Origin of the sequence: Actinoplanes sp. NPDC051470, assembly GCF_040682035.1 — a bacterium.
Lineage (GTDB): Bacteria > Actinomycetota > Actinomycetes > Mycobacteriales > Micromonosporaceae > Actinoplanes.
Window position 1 is genome coordinate 967,995 of the sequence record NZ_JBFBAA010000001.1, and the last position, 25,498, is coordinate 993,492.

The window sequence follows — 25,498 nt, forward strand, 5'->3', positions numbered from 1 at the left end:
ATGTGTCCCCCAAGCCGCGCTGACGTCGTGCGATAGCTCGCCGGACCATCATGCTCTGTAGTCGGGCGATTACGCAACGTTCACCCTCAAAATCGGCATAGGTGGGCACAGTCGGGCAAGTCCGGTCAGCCGATCGCACCATCTGGGTGAACGTCTTGGGGGAAAACGGAGCGGATGGCGCGCTGAGCGTGCAGAATCACTCTCGGCGAACCGTGACCTTCTCGCCGAGCAGACGCGTGCACCGGTCAGGTAACTTGTGCGCGTGAGTTCCTGGATGCGCCGACGCGATCACAACATCTTCGCCAACGCGACCTCGCTGCTCATCTGCGGTCTGCTGGCCGGGGTGGTGGTCGCGGCTGCCGCGTTCCCGGCGGTGGCGATGTCCGGGCTGGCCGCCAAGGCCGGCAGCGACACCTTCGCCCAGCTCCCGAGCACGCTCAAGACCGCGACCGCGCCACAGGTCAGCCGGGTCTACGCGAGCGACGGCAAGACCCAGATCGCCGCGATGTACGACGAGTTCCGCAGCGACGTCCGGCTCAAGGACATCGCGCAGAACATGCAGGACGCGATTGTCGCCGCCGAGGACCACCAGTTCTTCAAGCACAAGGGCGTCGATGTCAAGGGCGTCGCGCGTGCCTTCGTGAACAACAACACCGGCAAGTCCCAGCAGGGCGCGTCCACGCTGACGATGCAGTACGTGCGGATGTCGCTGGCCTACACCGCGACCAGCCCGCAGGAGGTCGTCGACGCGACCAAGGACACCCCGAAGCGCAAGGTCAACGAGATGAAGTACGCGCTGCAGGTCGAGAAGGAGATGACCAAGCAGCAGATCCTCGAGCGGTACCTGAACACGGCGCCGTTCGGCAGCGGGGCGTACGGCATCGCCGCGGCCAGCCAGGTCTACTTCGGCAAGCGGGCCAGCAAGCTCACCGTGGCCGAGTCGGCGCTGCTGGCCGGCATGGTCAAGGCGCCGTCCGCGTTCGACCCGACCACCAAGACCGGTTACCCGCAGGCCAAGGACCGCCGCACCTGGGTGCTCGGCAACATGCGCGACATGGCCTACATCACGCCCAAGGAATACACCGACGCGATCGCCACCAAGATCCCGACCAACATCAAGCGGGTCGGCAACGGCTGCACGTCGGTGCGCACCAACAGCTGGGGCTTCTTCTGCGACTACTTCTACCGCTGGTGGAACAGCCAGCCGGCGTTCGGCGTCAACAACTACGACCGGGAGCGCCAGCTCAAGAGCGGCGGCTACCGCATCGTCACCTCGCTCGACACCAAGGCGCAGGACCAGGCGCGTAAGCGGGCCACCGAGAAGATCAGGGACACCAACCAGAACGCGGTGCTGCTGGCCGGCATCCAGCCCGGCACCGGCCAGGTCAAGTTCCTGGCCGCCAACCGCAAGTTCAAGCTGGACGATCCGGCCAAGCCGCAGAACAAGCTGTCCTCCGACCCCAAGAAGAAGAAAAAGGGCCTCCGGGGCAGCGCCCCCAACACGGTGAACCCACTGTTCAGTGGCGGCGGCGACATCACCGGTTACCAGGGCGGCTCGGTGTTCAAGATGTTCACCATGGTCGCCGCCCTGGAGAAGGGCATGCCGCTCGGCACCACGATCAACGCCGGGCCGGTGGCCAAGACCAACTACATCGTCCAGTACGGCAGCCCGGCCGCCTGCCCCGGCACGAACAAGTACTGCCCGAAGAACGCCGGTGGGGCGGACGCCGGCCCGACGAACATGTGGACCGGCTTCGGCACCTCCCGCAACACGTTCTTCGTGCCGCTGGAGGAACGGGTCGGTGCCGAGAACGTGGTCGACGTGGCCAAGCGCTTCGGCGTGCAGTTCCGCGCCGCTAACGACGCCCGCCTGGCCAACAACAAGGAATACGCCCACGACTGGGGCGCGTTCACGCTCGGCGTCTCCTCGTCCACGCCACTCGAGATGGCCAACGCGTACGCCACCCTGGCCGGCGACGGCATGTACTGCGAGCCGACCCCGGTGCAGGAGATCAAGACCCAGCGCGGCCAGAAGATCGACGTCGGCAAGCCGCACTGCACCCGGGCGACGTCGGCCGAGGTGGCCCGATCGGCCCTGGACGCCGCCCGCTGCCCGGTCGGCGACCAGTCGTACCTCGGCCGTTGCAAGGGCGCCACCGCGGGCAACGTCCGCCGCGACGTCGGCCACCCGGTGTTCGGCAAGTCCGGCACCACCGACTCGGCCAAGACCGCCTCGCTGATCGTCGGCACCACGTCGATCGTGGTGGCGGGCTACCAGGTCAATCCGGACTGGGCCAACCACAACGACCGGATCAGCCACGACGTCATCAACCCCGCGGTGTACAAGACCGTGGCCGACTACATGAAGGGCAAACCGTCGAAGGGCTTCAAGAAACCGGGGAACAAGAAACTCACGGTCGGCGACCAGCGCCGCGTGCCGAACGTCGAGTGTTCGTCGATCGGTGAGGCGAAGTCCCGCCTGGCCGGCGCCGACTTCGACCCGTACGTGGTCGGCGGCCAGGTCGACTCGAAGTGCCCGGCCGGCACCGCCGCGGGCACCAACCCGAGCGGCCAGTCGATCAAGGGCAGCCCGATCGGCATCGAGGTGAGCAACGGCAAGGGCGGCGTGACGCTGCCGCCGAACGGGGGTCCCGCCCCACCGGGCGGTCAGAACCCACCGAGACGTAACTGATCGGCCGAACCCCCAGGGCACTCGCCCTGGGGGTTCGTTCGTCTCAGCCCAGCTGCCGGCGAACCTCAGCCGAGCCGCTGGCGGACCGCGGCGGCCACCCGGCCGCCCTCGGCCCGGCCGGCGACCGCCGCCTGGGCCGCCTTCATCGCCGGGCCCATCTGCCCCTTGCCGGTGAAGCCGCCCGCGGCCAGCGCGCCCGCCACGATCTCGGCGATCTCCTCGTCGGACAGCTGCTTCGGCAGGTAGCGGTCGAGGATCTCGCCCTCGGCGCTCTCTCGCGCCGCCTGGTCACCACGACCGGCCTTGGCGAACGCGGCCGACGCCTCGCGCCGCTTCTTCGCCTCCTTGGTCAGCACGGCGGTGACCTCGTCGTCGGACAGGTCCCGCGCCGCGTCCCCGGCGACCTCGGCGGTCTGCACGGCGGCCATGGCCAGGCGCAGGGTCGAGGTGGTGAGTTCGTCCCGCCCCTTCATGGCGGAGCGGAGGTCGGAGTTCAGGCGGTCCTTGAGCGATCCCATGAACCGAGAAACTACCCTTGCCCTCATGCGTAAGCGCACCGTAATTTCGCTGGCCGCCGGTCTCACCGCCCTCGGGGGCGCCACCTTCGCGTACGCGTCGCTGGTCGAGCGCAACCTGTTCACGTTGCGGCGCTTCGACGTGCCCGTGCTCGAACCGGATGCCGAGCCGCTGCGCATCCTGCACCTCTCGGACCTGCACATGATGCCCGAGCAGCGGCGCAAGCAGGCCTGGGTGGCGGCGCTGCGCGGCACCGACCCCGACCTGGTGGTGGTGACCGGCGACAACCTGTCGTCGCCCGGCGGCGTCCCCGGCGTACTCAACGCCCTCGATCCGTTCTTCGACGTGCCCGGCGCGTTCGTCTTCGGCAGCAACGACTACCGCGGCCCGATCTGGAAGAACCCGCTGCGGTACCTGCTGCCCGAGCGCGAGTACGTGCAGGGCGTCGACCTGCCGTGGGAGGACCTGCGGGACGCCTTCACCAGCGCCGGGTGGATCAACCTGAACAACGCCCGCACCGTGATCAAGGCCGGCGGCCGCTCGGTCGAGCTGGCCGGCGTCGACGACCCGCACGTCGAGCGCGACGACTACCCGTCGGTCTCCGGCCACGTCTCCCGCGGCGCCGACCTGCACATCGGCGTCACCCACACCCCCGCCAGCCGGGTCCTCGCCCCGATGGCCCAAGACGGCTTCAGCCTCCTGCTGGCCGGCCACACCCACGGCGGCCAGGTCCGCGTCCCCGGCTACGGCGCCCTGACCACCAACTGCGACCTCCCCCACCACATGGCCCGCGGCCTGCACCGCTGGCCCGGAACCGACAGCTGGCTGCACGTCTCGGCCGGCCTGGGCACCCACCCCACCGCCCCGATCCGCTTCGCCTGCCGCCCGGAAGCCACCGTGCTCACCTTGATACCGCGCTGACCTGCGGTTTCGTCCGGAGCGGTATACCGGTTTCACCCTGGGCGGGGCGTCGGATACTATTGCTCAGCACGTTGCGGGGTGTGGCGCAGCTTGGTAGCGCGCTTCGTTCGGGACGAAGAGGCCGTCGGTTCAAATCCGGCCACCCCGACGCGCATGCAGGGCCGGTCTTCTCATGAAGACCGGCCCTTGTTCGTTCGGTGCTAGTGGTTCAGTTTCGCCACGATGACCGCCCGCACGCGCAGCGACTTGGCGAGCTTGGCGCCGTCGTCGTCGGGCCGGTGGCGGCGCAGGGTGATGGCCTCGTTGATGGCGGCCAGGCCCTCGTCGTACCGGCCCAGCTCGTACAGCTCGGCGGCGCCGTTGTGGAGGGCGTCGGCCAGCTCGGGGAGGTACTCGGCCGGGTCCAGCTCGCGGAAGTAGCCGATGGCCTCGGTGCACGCCGCCAGCGCCTCGTCGTGGCGGTCGACCGCGCCCAGCCGCACCGCGACGTGGTAGAGCGCGTGGGCGAGTGACGGCAGGTCGGCTACCTGGCGGTACTGCGCGACGGCCTCCTGGCACGCGATCAGTGCCTGATCGTGGTCGCCCTGCTCGGCCAGGAGGGCGGAAAGGCGGTCGAGGGCCGACGCGAAGCTCGACCGGTCGGTCGCGGGATTGAGCTCGATCAGCTGGCGGTGGACGGCCACCGCTTCCAGGTCGGCCTTCACGGCCTCGCCGCGGGCGTCCAGCGCGATCGACCACAGCGCCAGGCCCTGCAACGACAGGGCCAGGCCCATCAGGGTCAGGGCGAGGCCGGGCTCGTGGACCACGATCTTGACCTCGGCCTCCCGGCGGTAGGCCGCGATGGCTTCCCGGCAGGTGACCACGGCTTCCTCGTGGCGGCCGGACCGGCCGAGTTCGAAGGACCGGTCGAGCAGCGTACGCGCGTCGACGACTTCCCTGGTTGTTGTCCCGCCACCCATGTGGCTCAGCGTCGCACCCCGGGCGCCGGACGGGGCTTGTTTCCCCTCAGCTCGCCAGGAACAGGACCAGGCCCTGGCCGATCAGGTTGTTGGTGACGTGGACCACGACGCCGGGCCAGACCGAACCGCTGCGCCGGCGCAGTTCGGCGGCGACCAGGCCGACGACCAGCGCGGTCACGAACACCGCGTTGAGGCCGTGCATCAGGGCGAAGATCACCGCGCTGCCGACGACGCCGGCGAGCGCGCCGTAGCGCAGCAGCGCCGTGGTGACGACGCCACGGAACAGGAACTCCTCGCCGATCGGGGTGAGGACGGCCAGGAACAGCAGCGACAGGATGACCGTGAGGATCCCGCCGGACGCCGCGTCGGCGTACGGCTGCTGGACGTTGTCGGTGGGGTGGAAGAGGTAGTAGTACGCGGCGGCGGCGATGCGGGCGACGACCAGGGCGACCAGGCCACCCGCGACGCCGATCAGGAGCCAGCGGCCGGTGGTGCGGCGGACGCCGAAGGCTGGCAGCGAGCGAACGCGGAGGTACGCGGCGGCGGCGAACGCGGCCAGCCCGGCCACGCCGGACAGGGCGGCCAGGAACAGGCCGAAGACGACCGGGCCGAGCGCCTCGCTGACGCCGAGCCGGCTCAACGTGATCGGCAGGCCGTAGCCGACCAGGGCCATGACCGCCAGCCCGACCAGGATCTCGGGCCAGCCCGGACGTTTGGTGACGGTCGGGGTCTGCACGGACATGACGACACCTCTCTGACGTTCTTGGCCTATGTCAAGAACGTAGAAGCCATCTTGTCCTAGGTCAAACGGGGCGGCTACGAAGGTCGTCGAGAACCGTGCCGACCATCTGGATCGATCCCTCGTCCAGGACGTTGCCGAACTCGACCACTTCGGTGTCCGGCCCGGCCACCGCGGCCAGGGCCGGCTCCTCGCTCGGGACGACGAGCACCGCCAGGTCGGGACGGGGCTCGGCGGCCGCGTAGGGCACCACGACCACCTCGGCCCGACCGGCCGCGGCCAGCCAGTCCCGCACCTGCTCGGCCTGGTGGAGGGTGGAGTAGCGGACGCCGACCCGGGCCCCCTCGGGCAGCTCGGCCACCTTCATCAGGGTCCGGATGTGTGGCGCCACCACGATCGCCACGGTCTCGATCTCGCGACCGGCCGCATGCGCCCAGCGCCGGACCTCGGCCAGGTGGAAGAACGTGGTGATGACCAGCTCGGCATCGGCCGTCGCGGCGTCCAGCTCGGTGAGCAGGCTCGGGCGCACGTCGGCGTACAACCGGTCGGAAAGCTCCTTGGCGAAGGCCGACGCGCGCTCTTCGTTGCACTCGGCGAAGACCGCCCGCACATCGGACCCGGCTTGCTGAGCGATGGCGTACGCGGCGTCGCGAACCGCCTCGGGGGTCATCCCGCCGCGCACCGCCTCCAGGACCGCCTCCCGCAGATCGGCCCGCGCGCGTGGCGGACGGCCGGCGATCGTCGTCCCCGACGCGCCCTTGGTCTCGATCAGCCGCAGTTCCCGGAGCATCGAGTACGCCTTGGCGACGGTGTTCCGGTTGACGCCCAGATTGTCGGCGAGCCGGCGGACCGGCGGAAGGCGATCACCCGGCCGCAGGCCACCGCCCTCGACCAGGTAGCGGATCTGCTCGACGATCTGCCGGTAGACCGGCGTGGCCGACGTCGAGTCGACGGTCAGCTCGCTCATCTGATCACTCTATGTCATAGGACGACAAGAATCCGCTGGTGGTCTCGCCACCCCGGGGCGTACGCAAGGACGTTGGCCGGCGCCGTTCCCAACCCGGCCGCACGCCGCGCATGATGCTCGTCGAGATTATCGACAAGCTTTAGACATCCTCCGCGCGGACGCAGGTCAGGAGCGGGGTCAGCGGATGGAGACCTCGGACGCCGAGTTGGCGACCTGGTCGGCGGCCGACGTGACCAGGCTTCGGGTGTGGGCGGCCATGGCGACCTGCTCGTCCATGACCGAGGCGGCCAGCCGCTGGGCGTCGGCGACCGCGCCGAGCCGGCTGGTCATGCCGCTGACGGCGGTTCCGACCGCGGCCGCGCCCGTGGTCACCTCGGCGAGCGTGGCCTCGATGCGGGCGGTGGCGGTGGCGGTCTGGCCGGCCAGCTGCTTGACCTCGCCGGCGACGACCGCGAAGCCCTTGCCGACCTCGCCGGCCCGGGCCGCCTCGATGGTGGCGTTCAGGGCGAGCAGGTTGGTCTGGTCGGCGACGGCCTGGATCAGGTTGGCGATGGTGGCGATGTCGGCGACCGACGTACGCAGCTCCTCCAGGGACTTGAGGGCGGCGTCGGCGTCGCTGAGGGTGGTGGTGACCTGGTCGCTGGCGTGCGTGACGGTGCGGGTGACGTCGGACAGGGCCGACTCGAAGCCGCCGAGCGCCTCGTCGGCGTCGGTGCGGAGGCGGGCGCCGGTCGCGCTGGTGCGCTGGAGCACGTCCTCCAGGCGTACGGCCATCTGCTCGGAGCGTTCGAGCTGGGCCCGCGCCTCGGCCCGGGCCGACTCCTCGCGGCGGCTCGCCTGCTCGGCGGCCTCGCGCAGCTGGGTGGCGCTCTCCTCGGCCAGCTGGGTCTGGCGCGCCTCGTTCTCGCGGCGGACGGCGGCGTCGAAGTACCAGTAGGTGATCTGCGCGGCGGACATGGCCAGCACGAAGCCGGCGTGCAGCAGGGCCCGGTTGAACACCGCGCCGGCGCTGTGGTCGCCGTGCTCGCCGAAGACCAGGCCCGGGGCGAGCAGGCCGATGCCGAAGTGGTGGCCGGCGACCAGCAGGACGGCCAGCGCGAAGGCCAGCCAGTCCTGGTAGAGGCCGATCAGTGCGATCACCACGAAGAAGTGGAAGTGCAGGTCGATCATGCCGCCGCCGGCGTGCACCAGGGCGTCCGCCGCGAGCAGGAAGCCGACGCTGGTCGAGATGGCGCGGCCGCGCTGCGAGGCGGTCAGGCCGGCGATCACGCCGCAGACCATCACGCCGCCGAGGACGGTGAGCAGCAGCGGGGCGTGGTGACCGGGGCTGAGCTGGCCGGCGAAGAAGCCGATCACCAGGATCACCGGGACGTGCACCCAGAGCAGCACCCGGAGCACCCGGTGCCGGGCGTCGAAGGCGTGGTCGGAGAGCGGCACGTCGGGGATCAGGCGGGCAAGTGCCGACATCACTGCACCTTTCGGGATCGGGTCACCATCCCTACTTCGTCTCCGCGGTCTCCCATCGGCGCGTTCGGAGGGTGCAAAACGGGAGCTTTGTTCATTCCTTGAAGTTTCCTAACAGTAGTTGACGCAGCCTCAGACATCGGGTTGGCTCAATGTGTCCTCACGGCCCCCCAGCCTGAAGGTGCTGATCCCCCCATGCGCAAGAACCGTCTGCTCGCGTGCTTCGGCGTTGCTCTCGCCGGCGCTGCCGCGGCCCTCGTCCCGATGACCGCCTCCCAAGCCGCCGCGGCCTGCGCCGCGGCCTGGAACGCTTCCCAGGTGTACGTCGCCGACAACGTCGCCTCGCAGAGCGGCCACAACTACCGCGCCAAGTGGTGGACCCAGAACGACAGCCCGGCCACGCACAGCGGCCAGTGGGACGTCTGGGCCGACCAGGGCGCGTGCGGTGGCGGCGGCGGTGAGGACCCGCCCCCGGCCGGCGGCTTCCCGCTGAGCCAGACCCAGTTCGAGCAGAACTTCCCCAACCGGCTGCCGATCTACACGTACGCCGGCCTGGTCGACGCGGCCGGCCACTTTCCGGCCTTCGCCGCCGGCGACGACACCACCCGCAAGCGCGAGGTGGCGGCGTTCCTGGCCAACATCGACCACGAGTCCGGCCAGCTGCAGTACGCCGAGGAACACCAACCCTGGGGCGAGTACTGCGACCTCGGCCGGCCGTACGGCTGCCCGGCCGGCCCGACGGCCTACCACGGCCGCGGTCCGATCCAGCTGAGCTGGAACTACAACTACAAGGCGGCCGGCGACTACCTCGGCGTCGACCTGCTGCACTTCCCCGACCTGGTCAAGACCGACACGTCGATCACCTTCCAGACCGCCTTCTGGTACTGGATGAGCCAGAACGGCCCGAACACGATGACCGCGCATCAGGCGATCACCGGCGGCTCCGGCTTCGGCGGCACGATCCGCAGCATCAACGGGTCGCGCGAGTGCGACGGCGGCAACCCGGCCCAGGTGCAGAGCCGGGTCAACTCCTACCTGCGCTTCACGCAACTGCTCGGCGTCGACCCGGGCGGCAACCTGTACTGCTGATCACCAACCACAGGCTTCAACACGGAAGAGGGGCCGAGAGGGGTACGGCCGGGCGGCGGCCGTACCCCTCTCGATGACTTTGTCCTGGTTCTCGGGGTGACCACCCACCGGGCCGGATGGCGGGGGACGGCCCGGAGTTGCGGTCAGGCCGCCGAGATGGCGGGACCGGGTGTTCGGCGTACTTCCCAAGGGTTAGAGCGCGAGCTGCGGACGGGCCGGAACCCCCACCACCGCGGGCGCCGCGGCGCGCTGCGGGGGCAGTTGCTGGGGGACCGCGTAGGAGGCCGGGAGCATCATGGACTCGACCGCGGGCGCGATCGCCGGGCGTTCGTTGAGTGAGATCAGGCGGGCGGCGCGGGCCAGGGAACCCGTCTCGCCGTCGCGGAAGCCGGCCCGGTAGCCCTTCTCGTAGCGTTCACCGCGGCCCAGGGCGCGGCCGATGGCGAAGCAGGAGGAGCCGGCGAGGGCCAGGAGGAACAGCAGCGCGAAGGGTGTCATGGTCCGTCCTCTCGAGAGCAGCGAATCTCCCATTGACGTGCAAAATACGCGAAACCCGACAGAACCGGCCGTAACTAAGCCATGAGTGACGCGTTCGGGTGACGGAGGCTTGCGCGCTCGAGGAACGGTGGTAGGTCGGCCGCGTCGGCGGGGCGGCAGAGGTGGTAGCCCTGGCCGCAGGCGCAACTGAGCGAGCGCAGGGCCTCGAGCTGGGCGGCGTTCTCGATGCCCTCGGCGACCACCCGCAGGCCCAGGATCTGGCCGAGCTGCACGATCGTGCGGACCAGGGCCAGGTCTTCGGCGGTGAGTTCGGCGCGGGCGATGAAGGCACGGTCGATCTTGAGCTCGTCGACCGGCAGTTCGCGGAGGTACGCCAGCGACGAGTAGCCGGTGCCGAAGTCGTCGATCGAGAGCTGAACCCCGAGCGTACGCAGCGCGGCCAGCGACGACCGGGCCAGATCGGGCTCGCTCATCAGCACCGACTCGGTGAGCTCCAGGGTGACCGCGCTGGACGGCAGGCCGGCCAGGGCCAGCGCGCGCATCACGTCGTCGGCGAAGCGCGGGTTGACCAGCTGGAGGCCGGAGACGTTCACGTTCAGGGTCAGGTCGGGGAACGTCCGGCGCCAGGTGGCGACCTGGGCCGCGGCGGTCTCCAGCACCCACTGGCCGATCTCCACGATCAGGCCCGACTCCTCGGCGATCGGGATGAAGTCGACCGGGCTGACCAGGCCACGACCGGGGCTGTGCCAGCGGATCAGCGCCTCGACCCCGGTCACCTCGCCGGTGGCCAGGCGGATCAGCGGCTGGTACTGCAGCGCGAACTCGCCCGCGTCCAGGGCCTTCTGCAGGTCGCCGCGCAGGCTCAGATAGTTGAGGGCCTCGGTGTGCATGTACGGCTCGTACACGATGACCTTGCCCGGGCCCTCCTTCTTGGCCCGGTACATCGCCACGTCCGCGTTGTTCAGCAGCACGTCGGAGTGCTCGGCGGTCTCCCGCGAGATGGCCACGCCGACGCTGGCCCCGATGAAGATGTCCCGCCCGGCCAACCGGAACGGGTCCTTCACGGCCTGGACGATCCGCTCGGCGACGCCGGTCGCGGCGTCCATCGGCGAATCGTGCAGCAGCACCGCGAACTCGTCGCCGCCGAGCCGGGCGGTGGTGTCGCTGGCCCGGACGCAGCCGCGGATCCGACCGGCCACCGCGGCCAGCAACTGGTCGCCGGCCTCGTGGCCGAGGCTGTCGTTGACCGCCTTGAACCGGTCCAGGTCGACGAAGAGCACGCTGGTCGGGTCGGTCGCCACGTCCCGCGACGCCAGCACCCGGTTGAAGATCTTCAGGAACAGGCCCCGGTTGGGCAGGCCGGTGACCGGATCATGGTGCGCTTCGTGAGCGGCTTCGGCGGTACGGGCGTCGGTCAGCGCCACGCTCACCTGCTGGGCGAACGCGGCCAGCTGCTCGCGGTGCTCGGCGTGCCGCTCGACCGGTCCGGGCAGCCGGGCCACCAGGCTTCCCGTCATCTCGCCGGTGACCTGCACCGGGGCGGCGATCACGGCGTCCCGGGCAAGCGCACGGATCACCACCTGGCCACCGGCCATCGCCTCGCGGGCATCGCCGTCGTGGGTGGACGCCTCGGGTGTGCCGGCCGTGGACGCCACGGTCAGCCGCCGCGCCCGGCCCTCCTCAGCCAGCATCAGCGCCACCGAGTCGGCGCCCAGCAGGGCCGCGGCGCCGCTGGTCACCGCGTCCAGGATCTCCGGCAGCGGGCGCCGGTTGGAGATGGTCCGCTGGATCCTCAGCAGCGTCTCCACCAGCATCTGCTTGGTCTGCGCGACCTGAGCCACGCGTTCCGAGTCGGCGCGCAGGTTGCGCTCGTCGGAGAGCACCCGGATGCCGCGCAGCGCCAGGCCGAGCACCTGGGCCATGCCCTGCAGCATGTGCCGTTCCTCGGGGCTGAACTCGGCGCTGAGCCGGCCGACCATCAGCGCGCCGTGCTTCTTGTCCTCGCCGAGCGCGGTGTAGCAGGTGTGCAGCGCGCCCAGGGCGGGCACGCCCAGCCGTTTGTCGGCGCGGAGCAGCCCGGCCGACGGCACCTCCGTCCCGAAGCCCCAGGCGCCGCGGACCTGGTCGGCCAGCACCACGGCGGCGACCTCGGCCTCGACCATCTCGGCGGCCCGCTCCACGGCGGCGGCGACGGCGGTCTCCTCGTCGGCGGCCGCGTTGACCACCGAGAAGAACTCGGTGGGCTGATGTGACGACGAGTGGGACATGTCAGGCCAGCGCCAGGGTGACGAGGGTCAGGTGGTGGGTGCCGAGGGCGCCGCGGACCCGGGCGATCTCCCCGGCGGTGTAGAAGCCGGCGTACGGCGTGCTGCCCAGAGCGGAGCGCATCGCGGCCATCTCCTCCTGCATGCCGTCGGGTCCGAGCCGGCCTCGCCGCGCGCCGCAGTCGAAGGCGAGCACGCCCAGCGGCACCTTCCCGCCGAGGCCGTCCAGAGCTTCCCGGCACGAGTCGGTCGCGCCCCGGATCAGCGCGTCGTGGTCGGCCTCCATCAGCCAGCACAGCGCGCCCTGCGGAACGTCGGACATGCCCAGGATGGACCGGTCGACGTCGTCGCCGTCGTGAATCACCCGGATGTCCTCCCCGTTGCGCCGGGACAGGCCGAGCGCCTGGAGCGCGTCCACCCCGTGGAACAGGTCGGCGGCCCGCTGGCCGGCCAGGTCGTTGCGGCGCAGCAGCACGTCCAGCGCGGGCTCGTCGTCCAGCTCGAAGATCCGGCCGCCCCGGCTGCTGGTGATGATCATCGGTGGCTCGACCCGGTGCCAGCCGTGCGCGACGCCGATGCCGATCGGGGCGTCCGAGCCCAGCGCGACGCCCACGACCGCGTCGGTGTAGACCGTGTCGCCGATGAACTGGAACGTCCGGGACTTGTCCGACCCGCCGCCGGCGAAGCCCCCGACCAGCGGCACCACGGCGCCGAGCACCGAGTACGCGCCCCGGACCACCTCGTGCGGGTCGCCGGACAGCCCGTCGGCGAGCAGGATGAGCACGCTGTGCGGACTGGTCACGCCGGCCATCGCCTCGGCCGCCTCGGCTCCGGCCCGGCGGTGCCCGGCGTCGCCGATGTGGGCGACCTTCGCGCGTACGGTGAAGCCCTCACCGCCCAGCGCGGCCACCGACACCCCGCCCGCGCTCGCGCCGTCGTAGGCCAGCTCGCCGAGCGTGGACGCGCCCACCACCAGCGCGTTCGGTCCGGCCTCGTCGCGGACGGCCATCAGCAGCGCCGGCAGGTCATGTTGGTGTGAGGCGAAGACGAAAACCACCGCGGGGGTACGCCCACCGACCGCGGATGCCGCCGCCTCGGCGCCCGCCTTGGCGCTGTCCGCGGCGATGCTGTGACCGGCGCCGAACCAGCGGTGCGGTGTCTGCATGATCTTCTGATCGGCGGGTACCCACGGTTGCTGAGCGGTTGCGGCTGGGGTGCCGTGATTCCCCTGGGGCTGACCTGACAGGCTGTCACCTTGTGACTGACTCCGACCTGGCGCGGCAGGTTAACCGCGTTGCCCGGCTGACCGGCACGTTCACGTTGCGCAGCGGCCGCGCGGCGACCGAATACTTCGACAAGTACCAGTTCGAGTCCGACCCGGTGCTGCTCGACCAGCTGGCCGAGCAGATGGCGGCGCTCATCCCGGGCGGCACCGAGGTGCTGGCCGGCCTCGAGATGGGCGGCATCGCGGTGGTCACCGCCGTCGCCCGGCACGCCGGGTTGCCCTGCGCGTTCGTCCGCAAGCAGGCCAAGCAGTACGGCACCGCCCGGCTCTCCGAGGGCGCGGAGGTGGCCGGGCGGCGGGTGCTGGTGGTCGAGGACGTGGTGACCTCGGGTGGCCAGGTGGTGATCTCCACCGGCGAGCTGCGGAAGCTGGGCGCACACGTGGACCACGCGCTGTGCGTGATCGACCGGCAGGAAGGCGGCGGCGAGGCGCTGGCCGAGCACGGGATCACGTTGCGGGCCCTGCTCAACCGAGCCGCCCTCGACGCGGCGGTCTGACCGGGCCCGTCAGCTGAAGTCGTAGAGGCTCGTGGTCGCCCTCAGGACGATCGTGCCGATGATGCCGACCACGAGCCCGCCGATCGCCACGCCGAAGGACACCTTCGACAGGCTCTCGCCCCGCCTGTGGGCGCGTTGCGCCATGGCCACGCCGGCCAGGCCGAAGAGCAGCGGGCAGACCACCAGCGCGATGACGCCCAGCACGATGCCGGCGATGCTGAAGCCGTTGCCGACGTCGGCCTGCGGCGCGAAGTAGGCGTTGTACGGCACGCCGACCGGGTAGTTGCCGGGCGGCGGCGGGTAACCGGGCGCGTAGCCCTGAGCCGGGTAGCCCTGAGCCGAGTAGGCCGCGGGGTGGCCGGGCGGCGGTGGCGGCGCGCTGTAGGCGGGGGCCGGCTCGGGGTAGAGCTGGGCTGCGGTCGGGGGCGGGGTGTAGCCGGTCAGGCCGGACGGCATCGGGCCGCCGAACTGGTCGGCCGCCGGGGCCGGGGACGTGAAGCCGCAGGCCGGGCAGGGCGCGCCGACGCTGACGCCGGTGCCGCAGTTCGGGCAAGCCATCGGTGGGTCTCCTCGGGGGTGTTCAGAATCTGCGGCCGTAAGGATCGACGCGCACCCCGAGCACTTGAGCGTTAGGCCGCGGCCTCCGCGGCCAGCAGCTCGGCGATCTGCACCGTGTTGAGCGCCGCGCCCTTGCGCATGTTGTCGCCGGTGATGAACATGTCGAGCGCCCGTGGGTCGTCCATCGCCCGGCGGATCCGGCCCACCCAGGACGGGTCGGTGCCGACGGCGTCGATCGGCATCGGGAACTCGCCCGCGGCCGGGTCGTCGACCAGGATCACGCCGGGGGCGTTGCGCAGCACCGCGCGGGCGTCTTCGGCGGTCAGCTCGGAGCCGAAGACCGCGTGCACCGCGACCGAGTGGCCGGTCACCACCGGGACCCGGACGCAGGTGGCGGAGACCTTGAGGGCGGGCAGGCCGAGGATCTTGCGCGACTCGTTGCGCATCTTCAGCTCCTCGGACGACCAGCCGTTCGCGGCCAGATCACCCGACCAGGGCACCACGTTGAGCGCCAGGGGGGCCGGGAACGGGCCGAGGTCGTCGCCGACCGCCTGCCGCACGTTGCCGGGGCGGGAGCCGAGCGTGCGGTCGCCGGCCACCTTCATCAGCTGGTCGTGCAGGACGTCGACGCCGATCTGCCCGGCCCCGGACACCGCCTGGTAGGACGCCAGGACCAGCTCGCGCAGGCCGTACTCCTGGTGCAGCGGCGCGATCGCCATGATCATCGCCATCGTGGTGCAGTTGGCGTTGCTGATGATGCCGCGCGGCCGGCGGCGCATCGCGTCCTGGTTGACCTCGGGCACGACCAGCGGGACGTCGGGGTGCATGCGGAAGGCGGCCGAGTTGTCGACCACGGTGACGCCGCGCTCGACCGCGATCGGCGCCCACTCCAGTGACACCGCGTCGGGCACGTCGAACATGGCCACGTCGACGCCGTCGAACGCCTCGGGCGTCAGCTCGACGACCGAGAGATCTTCGCCGCGGCAGCGCAACGACTTGCCGGCCGAGCGGGCCGATGCGATCAGCCGGATCTCGCCCCACACGTTGCGCCGGGAGGAGAGCAGCTCACGCATCACCGTGCCGACGGAGCCGGTGGCTCCGACGACGGCGAGCGTGGGCTGCTTCGCCATCGCCGGGCTAACGTCCGGTGCCGGCGTAGACGACCGCCTGCTCGTCGCCGCCCAGCTCGAACTGGTCGTGCACGGCGCGGACCGCGTTGTCGAGGTCGCTGTCGCGGCACACCACCGAGACCCGGATCTCGGACGTGGAGATCATCTCGATGTTGACGCCGGCGGCGCCGATGCAGGCGAAGAAGGAGGCGGCCACACCCGGGTGTGACCTCATGCCGGCGCCGATCAGCGAGACCTTGCCGACGTGGTCGTCGAACAGCAGGCTCTTGAACTTGATCTGGCCCTGGATCTTGTTGAGCGCGGCCATCGCGGTCGGGCCGTCGGCCTTGGGCAACGTGAACGAGATGTCGGTGCGGCCGGTGCCCTCGGTGGACACGTTCTGCACGATCATGTCGATGTTGATCTCGGCCGAGGCGACGGTCTCGAAGATCCGGCCGGCGGCGCCCGGCTCGTCGGGCACCCCGACGATCGTGATCTTGGCCTCGCTGCGGTCGTGGGCGACCCCGGTGATCAGCGCCTGTTCCACGGAAGGGTCCTCCATCGATCCGGTGACCATGGTGCCGGGCTTGAGTGAGTACGACGAGCGTACGTGGATCGGGACGCCGAAGCGCCGCGCGTACTCGACGCAGCGCAGCATCAGCACCTTCGCCCCGCCGGCGGCCAGCTCGAGCATCTCCTCGTAGGTGATCTTCTTGATGTGTCGCGCGTTCGGCACGATCCGCGGGTCGGCGGTGAACACACCGTCCACGTCGGTGTAGATCTCGCAGACGTCGGCCCGCAGCGCCGCGGCCAGCGCGACCGCCGTGGTGTCGGAACCGCCGCGGCCCAGCGTGGTGATGTCCTTGGTGTCCTGTGACACGCCCTGGAAGCCGGCCACGATCGCGATCGCGCCCTCGTCCAGCGCGGTGCGCAGCCGGCCGGGCGTGACGTCGATGATGCGGGCCTTGCCGTGCACCGAGGTGGTCAGCACGCCGGCCTGCGAGCCGGTGTACGACCGGGCCTCATAGCCCAGGTTGTGGATCGCCATCGCCAGCAACGCCATCGAGATGCGTTCGCCGGCGGTCAGCAGCATGTCGAGCTCGCGGCCGGGCGGGAGCGGGCTGACCTGGTTGGCCAGGTCCATCAGCTCGTCGGTGGTGTCACCCATCGCGGAGACCACCACGACGACGTCGTCGCCGGCCTTGCGGGCGGACACGATCCGTTCCGCCACCCGCTTGATACGTTCCGCCGTGGCGACGGACGAACCGCCGTATTTCTGCACCACCAGGGCCACGGCCGCGAACTTCCTCTCAGCATGGGGCGGGAACGGACGCGGACCAGCTTAGTGGGAACTCAGAATCGCGCTGGATGGCGATCCCAGAATCCGGCCTGTGCGCCGCGACACGCCCGGCGGCGGACCGCGACCGATGTGCGGCACAGAGGCGAGAATGTCTCGGTGCGTCCACGCCTGGTACCCGTCGTCCTGCTGACCCTTCTGGCCGCGGGCTGTGGGTCCGACGCGCCCGCGGCCGGCCCGTCGCCGGAGCCGAGCGACGACGTCATCACCGACACCTCGGCCGCGCGCAGCGAGCTGGCGGCACGCGCGGCGCTGGCCCAGGACCACCGTTACTCCGCGCTCTACGACTACGACCCCGGCGACGGCCAGGGCGCCCGCTCGGTGGTGGCCACGGTCGCCACCGACGGCTCGTGGCGGGTCGACATCCCCGGCGGCGCGCTCGGCGGCGCCGCCGACGTCTCCGTGGTGCAGACCCCCGAGGGCGTCTTCCAATGCGCGATGCCGTCGGCGAGCAACCCGATCAACCCCTCCTGCGTCCGGGTCGCCGATCCGGACAAGCGCCTGCCCCGGGAGTTCGACCCCGGGGTGGAGCGGATCTTCCGGCAGTGGCTGAGCGTCTTCCAGGACCGGCAGTCGCCGCTGTCCGTGGTGGCCGCGAAGCCGCTGGCCACGCAGGGTCCGGCCGCGCAGGGCGCGTGCTACGCGGTGGACGGCATCTCGGCCGCGCTCAAGCCGCCGGTCGACGTCGGCATCTACTGCTACGCCGACAACGGCCTGCTCACCGCGGCCCGGGTCGACTTCGGCATGCTCACCCTGGTCAGCGTCGCGGCCGCGCCGCCGCGGATCGACCTGCCCGGCCCGCTGACCGGCGGCGAGCCGCTCGGCACCAAGAGTCCGCCGCCCGCGCCCACCGTCGATCCCTCGAACGGATCCATTGCCCCTAGCGCTCAGCCGCAAGGCTGATAGTGTTTCCGACGACATGTGGAACGCACTTCTCCTTCGCTGCCGCGACGAGGCCCGTTTCTAGGCCGACACCTCGTCGCGGAGTTGATGTGCGCGCGGCCGCCCTAGGTCCGTTCCCCTTTTCGCAGGAGCACATCCCATGTCTTCGAACGACTCAGTCGTGACTGACGACGCCATCGCCCGCCAACGCCCGAGCGCGATGCCGTTCCAGCGCTACCAGGCCTACCACCAGCAGTTCGCGGTGGAGCTGCCCGATCGGCAATGGCCTTCGCAACGCATCGAGAAGGCCCCGCGCTGGTGCGCGGTCGACCTGCGCGACGGCAACCAGGCCCTGATCGACCCGATGTCCCCCGAGCGCAAGCGGCGCATGTTCACGCTGCTGGTGCAGATGGGCTACAAGGAGATCGAGGTCGGCTTCCCGGCCGCCAGCCAGACCGACTTCGACTTCGTCCGCCAGCTCATCGAGCAGGACCTGATCCCGGACGACGTCACCATCCAGGTGCTGACCCAATGTCGCGAGCACCTGATCGACCGCACCTTCGAGTCGATCCGCGGCGCCAAGCGGGCCATCGTGCACTTCTACAACTCGACCTCGACGCTGCAGCGCCGGGTGGTGTTCGGCCTGGACAAGGCCGGCATCACCGACATCGCGACCACGGGCGCGCGGCTGTGCCAGAAGTACGCCGAGATCCACACGCCGGACACCGAGATCTTCTACGAGTACAGCCCCGAGTCGTACACCGGCACCGAACTGGACTACGCGCTCGAGGTCTGCTCGGCGGTCATCGACGTGATCGATCCGACGCCCGACCGGCCGCTGATCATCAACCTGCCGGCCACGGTCGAGATGGCCACCCCCAACGTATACGCCGACTCCATCGAGTGGATGCACCGCAACCTGCCCCGCCGCGAGTCGGTGGTGCTGAGCCTGCACCCGCACAACGACCGCGGCTGCGCGGTGGCCGCGGCCGAGCTGGGCGTGCTGGCCGGCGCCGACCGGGTCGAGGGCTGCCTCTTCGGCAACGGCGAGCGGACCGGCAACGTCGACCTGGTCACGCTGGGCCTCAACCTGTTCTCCCAGGGCGTCGACCCGATGATCGACTTCTCGGACATCGACGACATCAAGCGGGCCGTCGAGTACTGCAACCAACTGCCGGTGCACGAGCGGCACCCGTACGTGGGCGACCTGGTCTACACCGCCTTCTCCGGCTCGCACCAGGACGCGATCAACAAGGGCCTGACCGCGCTGGCCAAGGACGCCGAGACGGCCGGGACGCCGGTGGACGACTTCACCTGGGGCGTGCCCTACCTGCCGATCGACCCGAAGGATGTGGGCCGGACGTACGAGGCGGTCATCCGGGTCAACTCGCAGTCCGGCAAGGGCGGCGTGGCGTACATCATGAAGGAGGAGCACAAGTTCGACCTGCCGCGACGGCTGCAGATCGAGTTCTCCGGCGTGGTGCAACGGGTCACCGACAGCGAGGGAGGCGAGGTCGGCCCGCAGGCGATGTACGACATCTTCGCCGGCGAGTACCTCCCCGATCACCAGGCCTTCGCGCGGATCGTCATGCAGCGCTACACGACGGCCACGGTGGACGGCAAGGTCGAGATCGACGTCACGGTGACCGACCGGGGCGAGGAGAAGACGCTCACCGGGGTGGGCAACGGCCCGATCGACGCGTACGTGCAGGCGCTCCAGCCGCTGGGCATCCAGGTCCGGGTGCACGACTACGCCGAGCACGCACTGTCCTCCGGTGGAGACGCGCAGGCCGCCGCGTACGTGGAGTGCGAGGTCGGCGAGACCACGGTGTGGGGCGTCGGACTGGACGCGAACATCGTCACCGCCTCGATCAAGGCCGTGACGAGCGCGGTCAACCGGGTCCGCTAACCCCTCCGAGTGGTAGCCGAGCGCGCCATCCGGGCCTCGGATGCCGGTCTTGGCTACCACTGATCTTGGCTACCACTGAACGACGGCGCGCCACACAAAGCGGACACCCCGCTCTCCAGGGCGAGAAACGGGCACAACCCTCCTAGGCTTGGGGGGTGCTCACACGTACCCCCCTTGCTCTTGTCCTGATCGCGGCAGCGACCCTCACCACCGGCTGTGAAGTGGTTCCCCTCGAGCCCGCTCCCACGACGACGACTCCGGGCGGTGGCGAGGCCGGCGGCAGCACCAGCGGCAACCCCGCGAAGCTGCTCGCCGGCCTCAATGAGGCCAAGGCCGGATCGATGCGCGGCTACACCCGGGACGAGTTCCCGCACTGGCGCGACACCGGAAAGAACTGCGACGTCCGCGACTCGGTCCTCAAGCGGGACGGCCGCAAGGTGAAGTTCTCCGGCTGCAACGTGGTCGGCGGCACCTGGACGAGCAGCTACGACGGCAAGGTCCTGACCAAGCCCACCCTGGTCGACATCGACCACATGGTGCCGCTGGCCAACGCGTGGCGTTCGGGCGCGGCGGCGTGGACCAAGGATCGGCGCGGCGATTTCGCCAACGACCTGGAACGTCCCCAGCTGGTGGCGGTGTCGCAGACCTCGAACCGGGGTAAGGGCGATCAGGATCCATCGACGTGGAAGCCTTCGGTCAAGGCCGAGTGGTGCGGCTACGCCGGGGACTGGATCACGGTGAAGAGCTACTGGAAGCTGACGGTGACCAGCGCCGAGAAGAAGGCGCTGAGCACGATGCTCAAGGAGTGCTGATGGCGGGCAAGCGCAGCGATCTGAACGCGCCGGGCGGCGTGATGACCGATGAGGTCGGCGTGATCACCGGCGAGGTGACGCTGGTCAGCGAGGTGTCCGGCCAGGACGTGACGCTGACCGTGCAGTACAAGGACGCCGCTGAGTGGTACCACGTGACCGGCGGCAAGGTGAAGCTGGCCGACGCGGCCGACGCCGACGTGCTGCACGACTTCGCGGTGGCGCTGCTGCACCGCCCGGAGTAGTAGCTTTATTTACAGTCCTCGATGTAGCGTCGGGCATGGCCCTGCCTCAGATTCTGACCGCCGCCCTCCTGGCGGCTCCGGTGCCCGTTCTGTCGGCATCCACCTTCGGCGATGTCATCCCGGCGCCCGTCTCCGCGGTTCCCAGCGGCGCCGACTTCCACCTCGACCGCAACACCGTGATCCAGACCCGGACCCCGGCGGTCGGCACCCTGCTGGCGTCGGACCTCGCCGCCGCCACCGGGCTGACGCTCCCGGTGACGACCTCTGCGGCGCCGGCCGCCCGGAAGATCTCGCTGAGGATCGCCGGCGGTCTGGGCGACGGCTACCAGCTGACCGTCAACCGGAGCGGCGTCGAGGTCACCGGCGGCAACCCGGAAGCGCTCTTCAACGGAACCCAGACGCTGCTGCAGCTGCGCGAGGGCCGGGCCATCGCCGGCGGGACCGTCCAGGACCGGCCGCGGTTCGCCTACCGCGGCTCCCACCTCGACCTGGCCCGGCACTTCCACACCCCGGACGAGGTCAAGAAGTACATCGACGAGATCCGCCGCCTGAAGATCAACTATCTGCACCTGCACCTCAGCGACGACCAGGGCTGGCGGATCCAGATCGACGGCTGGCCCCGGCTCACCGAGATCGGCGGGGCCGCGGGCACCGGCGTGGACGGGGTCGGCGGCGGCTTCCTCACCAAGGCGCAGTACGCCGACCTGGTCGCGTACGCGGCGGCCCGGTTCGTCACCATCGTGCCCGAGATCGACATGCCCGGACACGTCAACGCCGCCCAGGTCGCCTATCCCGAGCTGACCTGTGACGGGGTCGCGCCGCCGCCCCGCACCGACACCGCGGTCGGCTACAGCTCGCTGTGCATCTCGTCGGAAACCACCTACCGGTTCGTCGAGGACGTGATCCGCGAGCTCGCCGCCATCACCCCCGGGCCGTACATCCACATCGGCGGCGACGAGGCGCACGCCACCCCGCCGGCCGACTACCTGACGTTCCAGAACCGGGTGATCCCGCTGGTCGCCAAGTACGGCAAGACGGCGTACGGGTGGAACGAGATCGCCCAGTCCCCCGCCGCGCACTCCTCCGTCGCCCAGTACTGGGGCACGACGCGCAGCAACCCGGTCCTGGCCGGCGCGGTGGCGAACGGCACGCGCGTGGTGATGTCGCCGGCCAACAAGGCCTACCTCGACATGAAGTACGACCGGAACACCCGGCTCGGCCTGACCTGGGCCGGTCTGATCGAGGTGCGGACCGCGTACGACTGGGATCCCGGAACGCACCTGACCGGCGTACCCGAATCAGCGGTTCTGGGGGTTGAGGCCGCCCTCTGGTCGGAGACGCTGCGCAGCATCGACGACATCGAGTTCATGGCGTTCCCGAGGCTGGCCGCGATCGCCGAGCTCGCCTGGTCGCCGGCCTCGACACACGACTGGGAGTCGTTCCGGTCACGCCTGGCCGCGCACGGCCCACAGTGGACCGCACGCGGCGTCGACTTCTACCCGTCCCCGCAGATCAGCTGGGAGTAAGAGCCGTCTTCCGTCCTTGGACGGCCTCGCCCTCCGCCACCGGGAAATGACACGCGGTCTGGTGGGAGTCGGGGTCGTCCAGACGCGGAACCAGCGGCGGCTCCTCGGTCGCGCAGATGTCCTGCGCCTTCCAGCAGCGGGTGCGGAACCGGCAGCCGGACGGCGGGTTGATCGGGCTCGGCACGTCACCGGTCAGCAGCACCCGCTCGCGCTGGAGGCGGTCCCGCCGGCGCGGGTCGGGCACCGGCACGGCCGAGAGCAGAGCCACCGTGTACGGGTGGCGCGGGTTGCTGTAGAGCGACTCCCGGTCGGCGATCTCGACCACCTTGCCGAGGTACATCACGGCCACCCGGTCGGAGATGTGCCGCACCACGGACAGGTCGTGCGCGATGAACACGTAGGTCAGGCCGAACTCGTTCTGCAGGTCGTCGAGCAGGTTGACGACCTGAGCCTGGATCGACACGTCGAGCGCGGACACCGGCTCGTCGGCGACGATCATCTTGGGCCGCAGCGCCAGCGTCCGGGCGATGCCGATGCGCTGCCGCTGGCCGCCGGAGAACTCGTGCGGGTAGCGGTTGTAGTGCTCCGGGTTCAGGCCCACCAGCTTGAGCAGGTCTTGAACCGCGCGCTTGACGCCGTGCTCGGTCTTCACGTTCTGGATCCGGAACGGCGCCCCGACGATCGTGCCGACCGTGTGCCGCGGGTTCAGCGACGAGAACGGGTCCTGGAAGATCATCTGCATGTCCCGGCGCATCGGCCGCAGCCGGCCCTGTCCCAGGTGCGTGATGTCCCGGCCGTCGAACTCGACCTTGCCGCCGGTCGGCTCCAGCAGGCGGGTCAGCAGCCGGCCGGTGGTCGACTTGCCACAGCCGGACTCGCCGACCAGGCCCAGCGTCTCGCCCTTGTAGACCTCGAAGTCGATGCCGTCGACCGCGCGCACCGCGCCGACCTTGCGCCGCAGCAGGCCCTTGGTGATCGGGAAGTGCTTCTCCAGGCCCCGCACCGACAGAAGCGCGGTCTTCTTGTCGCTCATCACGCCTCCAGCCTCGGCTTGACCTCGTCGGACCAGATCCGCTGCCGCTCACCGGTGGGGATGTGACAACGGACCAGGTGCTTGCTGCCACCGGCCGGGCTCAGCTCCGGCATCGTGGTCGAGCCGAGTCCGCCGGTGCGCGGCTCGAACTGGCAGCGCGGGTGGAACGAGCAGCCCGTCGGCAGGTTGATCAGCGACGGCGGCAGACCCGGGATGGGAACCAGCCGGTCGATCTGCGGACGGTCCATGCGGGGCATGGATCCGAGCAGACCCCAGGTGTACGGGTGCTCCGGCCGGTCGAAGATCGTGGTGGCATCGGCGAACTCGATGCACCGGCCGCCGTACATGACCAGCACGTCGTCGGCCAGCTCGGCCACCACGCCCAGGTCGTGGGTGATCACGATCAGCGCGGAGTTGAACTCCGACTGCAGGTCGTGCATCAGGTCGAGGATCTGCGCCTGCACGGTCACGTCCAGGGCGGTGGTCGGCTCGTCCGCGATCAGCAGCTGCGGGTCGTTGACCAGCGACATGGCGATCATCGCGCGCTGCCGCATACCGCCGGAGAACTGGTGCGGGTAGTCGTCCACCCGGCGGTCGGGCTGCGGGATGCCGACCCGGCCCAGCATGTCCACGGCGTGCTTGCGGGCCACGCTCTTGGAGACGCTGTGATGGACCCGGTACGCCTCGACGATCTGCTGGCCCACCGTGTAGTACGGGTGCATCGAGGACAGCGGGTCCTGGAAGATCATCGACATCTTGTTGCCGCGCAGCTTGCGAACCGTCTCGTCGTCGCTGCTGACCACGTCATCGCCGTCCAGCCAGATCTGGCCGGAGATCTTCGAGTTGCGCTTGTTGTAGAGCCCCATGATGCCGAGGCTGGTCACCGACTTGCCCGAGCCGGACTCGCCGACGATGCCCAGCGTCTTGCCGCGCTCGACCGAGAAGGTCAGGCCGTCGACGCTCTTCACCACACCGTCGTCGGTCGGGAAGTGGATCTTCAGGTCTTTGACCTCGAGGAATGGCTGTGTCTGGTCGGTCATGTCAGCCCACCCTCACTCTCGGGTCGACGACCGCGTAGAGCAGGTCGACGACCAGGTTCGCGATGACCACGAAGAACGCCGCCATCAACGTCACGCCGAGCACCTTCGGCAGGTCGTTGTTGGTGATCGCGTCGATCGCGTACTTGCCCAGGCCGGGCAGGGAGAAGACCGTCTCGGTCAGCACCGCGCCGCCGAGCAGCAGGCCGAAGTCGAGACCGAAGATGGTCAGGATCGGGGTGAGCGCCGCGCGCAGACCATGTCGCACGTTGACGTCGCGTTCCTTCAGTCCCTTCGCGCGCGCCGTCCGGATGTAGTCCTCACTCAACGTCTCCAACATGCCGGCCCGGGTCAGCCGGGCGTACTGGGCGGAGAACTGGAAAGCGAGCACGACCCATGGCAGCAGCAGCGAATAGAACCATTCGCCGGGATTCTCGGTGAACGGCGTGTAACTGCCGCCGTCCGCCGTCCAGTTCAGGGTGTAGCTGAAGACCAGCAGGCCGATCAGGCCGGTGAAGAAGATCGGCAGCGAGACGCCGGCCAGCGAGATGCCCATCGCGACGCGGTCCAGCAGGGACCCGCGGCGCAGCGCCGAGATGGTGCCGGCGGACAGTCCGAGGAGCAGCCACAGGATGGCCGCGCCGATCGCCAGCGACAGGGTCACCGGCAGGCGGTCCAGCAGGTCGGGCCAGACCGGCTGGTGGGTGATGAACGAATAACCGAAGCAGGGCGCCGGGCAGTGCTCCAGGCTCGAGCCGATGTTGTAGTCGGCGCCCACGAAGATGCCCTTGATCCAGCGCCCGTACTGGACCCAGATCGGCTCGTAGAAGCCCAGCTTGTGGGCGATCAGCGTGACCGTCTCGGGCGTCGCCGCCCGGCCGACGTAGCGGGTGGCCAGCGTCTCCGGCGTCCCACCGACGAGCCGCGGGAACAGGTAGAAGATCGAGAACGTGGCGGCGCTGACGATGAAGAGCAGCAGGACGGCCGCGAAAAGGCGCCTGATGATGTACGTGATCACTGAGGTTTATTCACGACCTTCCTTGACTAGCGACATGCGAAAGTGCTGCAACTCGGTCTCCACCGTCGTGAATAGACCTCATCGGTGCTCGGCTGGACGGCCGGTCCGAGGACGTCCCCGGACC

General features: G+C 70.1%; 22 protein-coding genes, 1 tRNA gene and 1 pseudogene. 10 read left to right on the top strand and 14 right to left on the bottom strand.

The window, feature by feature from the left end; translation table 11 throughout:
* The first annotated feature begins 274 nt into the window (after window positions 1-274).
* Window positions 275-2,692 (top strand): transglycosylase domain-containing protein, encoded by a 2,418-nt coding sequence (locus tag AB0M54_RS04730; RefSeq protein ID WP_364469194.1) that lies wholly within the window; start codon window positions 275-277, stop codon window positions 2,690-2,692.
* 65 nt (window positions 2,693-2,757) lie between these two features.
* Here AB0M54_RS04730 and AB0M54_RS04735 read toward each other — a convergent pair whose 3' ends face one another.
* Window positions 2,758-3,210, bottom strand: coding sequence for a GatB/YqeY domain-containing protein (locus tag AB0M54_RS04735; protein ID WP_364313041.1), 453 nt, complete (start codon window positions 3,208-3,210; stop codon window positions 2,758-2,760).
* 25 nt (window positions 3,211-3,235) lie between these two features.
* Between AB0M54_RS04735 and AB0M54_RS04740 the strand changes: the two genes are divergently transcribed.
* Together AB0M54_RS04740 and AB0M54_RS04745 are read left to right on the top strand one after the other, a co-directional pair.
* Complete coding sequence (locus AB0M54_RS04740; protein ID WP_364469089.1) at window positions 3,236-4,129, top strand: metallophosphoesterase; 894 nt, start codon at window positions 3,236-3,238, stop codon at window positions 4,127-4,129.
* 74 nt (window positions 4,130-4,203) lie between these two features.
* Window positions 4,204-4,277, top strand: a tRNA-Pro gene (locus AB0M54_RS04745).
* A 52-nt stretch (window positions 4,278-4,329) separates the two neighbouring features.
* Here the strand turns inward: AB0M54_RS04745 and AB0M54_RS04750 are convergent.
* From AB0M54_RS04750 to AB0M54_RS04765, 4 genes are all read right to left on the bottom strand, one after another.
* Window positions 4,330-5,088, bottom strand: coding sequence for a tetratricopeptide repeat protein (locus AB0M54_RS04750; RefSeq protein ID WP_364469091.1), 759 nt, complete (start codon window positions 5,086-5,088; stop codon window positions 4,330-4,332).
* A 46-nt stretch (window positions 5,089-5,134) separates the two neighbouring features.
* Window positions 5,135-5,830: a type II CAAX endopeptidase family protein gene (locus AB0M54_RS04755; protein WP_364469093.1), complete on the bottom strand. Its 696-nt coding sequence runs from the start codon at window positions 5,828-5,830 to the stop codon at window positions 5,135-5,137.
* 61 nt (window positions 5,831-5,891) lie between these two features.
* Window positions 5,892-6,794, bottom strand: a complete 903-nt coding sequence (locus AB0M54_RS04760; protein ID WP_364313030.1) for a GntR family transcriptional regulator — start codon at window positions 6,792-6,794, stop codon at window positions 5,892-5,894.
* Window positions 6,795-6,971: 177 nt separating this feature from the next.
* The gene (locus AB0M54_RS04765) at window positions 6,972-8,261 is read right to left on the bottom strand and encodes a methyl-accepting chemotaxis protein (RefSeq protein WP_364469095.1); all 1,290 of its coding nucleotides are present in this window, start codon (window positions 8,259-8,261) and stop codon (window positions 6,972-6,974) included.
* Window positions 8,262-8,453: 192 nt separating this feature from the next.
* Here AB0M54_RS04765 and AB0M54_RS04770 point away from each other — a divergent pair, with 192 nt between their 5' ends.
* A complete protein-coding gene (locus AB0M54_RS04770) occupies window positions 8,454-9,347 on the top strand; it encodes a glycoside hydrolase family 19 protein (RefSeq protein ID WP_364469097.1) in 894 nt (297 codons plus the stop codon).
* Window positions 9,348-9,539: 192 nt separating this feature from the next.
* Here the strand turns inward: AB0M54_RS04770 and AB0M54_RS04775 are convergent, their stop codons facing one another.
* The 3 genes from AB0M54_RS04775 to AB0M54_RS04785 form a co-directional block, all read right to left on the bottom strand.
* Window positions 9,540-9,845 carry a hypothetical protein gene (locus tag AB0M54_RS04775; protein WP_364313019.1) on the bottom strand — a complete coding sequence of 102 codons (306 nt, stop codon included), beginning with the start codon at window positions 9,843-9,845 and terminating at the stop codon, window positions 9,540-9,542.
* Between the two features lie 74 nt (window positions 9,846-9,919).
* A complete protein-coding gene (locus AB0M54_RS04780) occupies window positions 9,920-12,112 on the bottom strand; it encodes an EAL domain-containing protein (protein WP_364469099.1) in 2,193 nt (730 codons plus the stop codon).
* A gap of 1 nt (window position 12,113) precedes the next feature.
* On the bottom strand, window positions 12,114-13,274 hold the full coding sequence (locus tag AB0M54_RS04785) for an FIST N-terminal domain-containing protein (protein WP_364469101.1): 1,161 nt from the start codon (window positions 13,272-13,274) through the stop codon (window positions 12,114-12,116).
* Between the two features lie 92 nt (window positions 13,275-13,366).
* Here AB0M54_RS04785 and pyrE point away from each other — a divergent pair, with 92 nt between their 5' ends.
* Window positions 13,367-13,891 carry an orotate phosphoribosyltransferase gene (pyrE, locus tag AB0M54_RS04790; RefSeq protein ID WP_364313010.1) on the top strand — a complete coding sequence of 175 codons (525 nt, stop codon included), beginning with the start codon at window positions 13,367-13,369 and terminating at the stop codon, window positions 13,889-13,891.
* A gap of 9 nt (window positions 13,892-13,900) precedes the next feature.
* On the opposite strand, the gene AB0M54_RS04795 is transcribed toward pyrE, so the two are convergent.
* From AB0M54_RS04795 to AB0M54_RS04805, 3 genes are all read right to left on the bottom strand, one after another.
* Complete coding sequence (locus tag AB0M54_RS04795) at window positions 13,901-14,449, bottom strand: hypothetical protein (RefSeq protein ID WP_364313008.1); 549 nt, start codon at window positions 14,447-14,449, stop codon at window positions 13,901-13,903.
* 71 nt (window positions 14,450-14,520) lie between these two features.
* On the bottom strand, window positions 14,521-15,579 hold the full coding sequence (locus tag AB0M54_RS04800) for an aspartate-semialdehyde dehydrogenase (RefSeq protein WP_364313006.1): 1,059 nt from the start codon (window positions 15,577-15,579) through the stop codon (window positions 14,521-14,523).
* 7 nt (window positions 15,580-15,586) lie between these two features.
* Entirely contained in the window at window positions 15,587-16,852 is a 1,266-nt protein-coding gene (locus AB0M54_RS04805) for an aspartate kinase (RefSeq protein ID WP_364313004.1), read from the bottom strand.
* Window positions 16,853-17,014: 162 nt separating this feature from the next.
* Here AB0M54_RS04805 and AB0M54_RS04810 point away from each other — a divergent pair, with 162 nt between their 5' ends.
* The 5 genes and pseudogenes from AB0M54_RS04810 to AB0M54_RS04830 all read left to right on the top strand — a co-directional run bounded on the left by AB0M54_RS04810 (window position 17,015) and on the right by AB0M54_RS04830 (window position 22,286).
* Window positions 17,015-17,818 carry a hypothetical protein gene (locus AB0M54_RS04810; RefSeq protein WP_364313001.1) on the top strand — a complete coding sequence of 268 codons (804 nt, stop codon included), beginning with the start codon at window positions 17,015-17,017 and terminating at the stop codon, window positions 17,816-17,818.
* Between the two features lie 139 nt (window positions 17,819-17,957).
* Window positions 17,958-19,706 carry a 2-isopropylmalate synthase gene (leuA, locus tag AB0M54_RS04815; RefSeq protein WP_364312998.1) on the top strand — a complete coding sequence of 583 codons (1,749 nt, stop codon included), beginning with the start codon at window positions 17,958-17,960 and terminating at the stop codon, window positions 19,704-19,706.
* A gap of 155 nt (window positions 19,707-19,861) precedes the next feature.
* Window positions 19,862-20,518 (top strand): HNH endonuclease family protein, encoded by a 657-nt coding sequence (locus AB0M54_RS04820; RefSeq protein ID WP_364469103.1) that lies wholly within the window; start codon window positions 19,862-19,864, stop codon window positions 20,516-20,518.
* Window positions 20,519-20,547: 29 nt separating this feature from the next.
* Window positions 20,548-20,760 (top strand): annotated as a pseudogene (locus AB0M54_RS04825) (hypothetical protein); the annotation flags it as partial.
* A gap of 35 nt (window positions 20,761-20,795) precedes the next feature.
* Complete coding sequence (locus AB0M54_RS04830) at window positions 20,796-22,286, top strand: beta-N-acetylhexosaminidase (RefSeq protein ID WP_364312993.1); 1,491 nt, start codon at window positions 20,796-20,798, stop codon at window positions 22,284-22,286.
* Here the strand turns inward: AB0M54_RS04830 and AB0M54_RS04835 are convergent.
* The 3 genes from AB0M54_RS04835 to AB0M54_RS04845 are packed head-to-tail and all read right to left on the bottom strand — an operon-like array spanning window position 22,273 to window position 25,374.
* A complete protein-coding gene (locus AB0M54_RS04835) occupies window positions 22,273-23,319 on the bottom strand; it encodes a dipeptide ABC transporter ATP-binding protein (RefSeq protein ID WP_364312990.1) in 1,047 nt (348 codons plus the stop codon). The two genes, AB0M54_RS04830 and AB0M54_RS04835, sit on opposite strands and share 14 nt — an antisense overlap.
* On the bottom strand, window positions 23,319-24,359 hold the full coding sequence (locus tag AB0M54_RS04840; protein WP_364469105.1) for an ABC transporter ATP-binding protein: 1,041 nt from the start codon (window positions 24,357-24,359) through the stop codon (window positions 23,319-23,321). Before AB0M54_RS04840 ends, AB0M54_RS04835 begins: the two co-directional genes overlap by 1 nt.
* 1 nt (window position 24,360) lies before the next feature.
* Window positions 24,361-25,374: an ABC transporter permease gene (locus AB0M54_RS04845; RefSeq protein WP_364312984.1), complete on the bottom strand. Its 1,014-nt coding sequence runs from the start codon at window positions 25,372-25,374 to the stop codon at window positions 24,361-24,363.
* Between the last annotated feature and the right edge of the window lie 124 nt (window positions 25,375-25,498).

Excerpts from the sequence above, each read along its gene's own strand:
- AB0M54_RS04795 (WP_364313008.1), bottom strand. The coding sequence starts at position 14,449 with ATGGCTTGCCCGAACTGCGGCACCGGCGTCAGCGTCGGCGCGCCCTGC.
- AB0M54_RS04740 (WP_364469089.1), top strand. The coding sequence starts at position 3,236 with ATGCGTAAGCGCACCGTAATTTCGCTGGCCGCCGGTCTCACCGCCCTC.
- AB0M54_RS04755 (WP_364469093.1), bottom strand. The coding sequence starts at position 5,830 with ATGTCCGTGCAGACCCCGACCGTCACCAAACGTCCGGGCTGGCCCGAG.
- leuA (WP_364312998.1), top strand. The coding sequence starts at position 17,958 with ATGTCTTCGAACGACTCAGTCGTGACTGACGACGCCATCGCCCGCCAA.
- AB0M54_RS04770 (WP_364469097.1), top strand. The coding sequence starts at position 8,454 with ATGCGCAAGAACCGTCTGCTCGCGTGCTTCGGCGTTGCTCTCGCCGGC.
- AB0M54_RS04730 (WP_364469194.1), top strand. The coding sequence starts at position 275 with ATGCGCCGACGCGATCACAACATCTTCGCCAACGCGACCTCGCTGCTC.
- AB0M54_RS04800 (WP_364313006.1), bottom strand. The coding sequence starts at position 15,579 with ATGGCGAAGCAGCCCACGCTCGCCGTCGTCGGAGCCACCGGCTCCGTC.
- AB0M54_RS04835 (WP_364312990.1), bottom strand. The coding sequence starts at position 23,319 with ATGAGCGACAAGAAGACCGCGCTTCTGTCGGTGCGGGGCCTGGAGAAG.
- AB0M54_RS04780 (WP_364469099.1), bottom strand. The coding sequence starts at position 12,112 with ATGTCCCACTCGTCGTCACATCAGCCCACCGAGTTCTTCTCGGTGGTC.
- AB0M54_RS04765 (WP_364469095.1), bottom strand. The coding sequence starts at position 8,261 with ATGTCGGCACTTGCCCGCCTGATCCCCGACGTGCCGCTCTCCGACCAC.
- AB0M54_RS04750 (WP_364469091.1), bottom strand. The coding sequence starts at position 5,088 with ATGGGTGGCGGGACAACAACCAGGGAAGTCGTCGACGCGCGTACGCTG.
- AB0M54_RS04775 (WP_364313019.1), bottom strand. The coding sequence starts at position 9,845 with ATGACACCCTTCGCGCTGCTGTTCCTCCTGGCCCTCGCCGGCTCCTCC.
- AB0M54_RS04830 (WP_364312993.1), top strand. The coding sequence starts at position 20,796 with ATGGCCCTGCCTCAGATTCTGACCGCCGCCCTCCTGGCGGCTCCGGTG.
- AB0M54_RS04840 (WP_364469105.1), bottom strand. The coding sequence starts at position 24,359 with ATGACCGACCAGACACAGCCATTCCTCGAGGTCAAAGACCTGAAGATC.
- AB0M54_RS04785 (WP_364469101.1), bottom strand. The coding sequence starts at position 13,274 with ATGCAGACACCGCACCGCTGGTTCGGCGCCGGTCACAGCATCGCCGCG.
- AB0M54_RS04760 (WP_364313030.1), bottom strand. The coding sequence starts at position 6,794 with ATGAGCGAGCTGACCGTCGACTCGACGTCGGCCACGCCGGTCTACCGG.
- AB0M54_RS04735 (WP_364313041.1), bottom strand. The coding sequence starts at position 3,210 with ATGGGATCGCTCAAGGACCGCCTGAACTCCGACCTCCGCTCCGCCATG.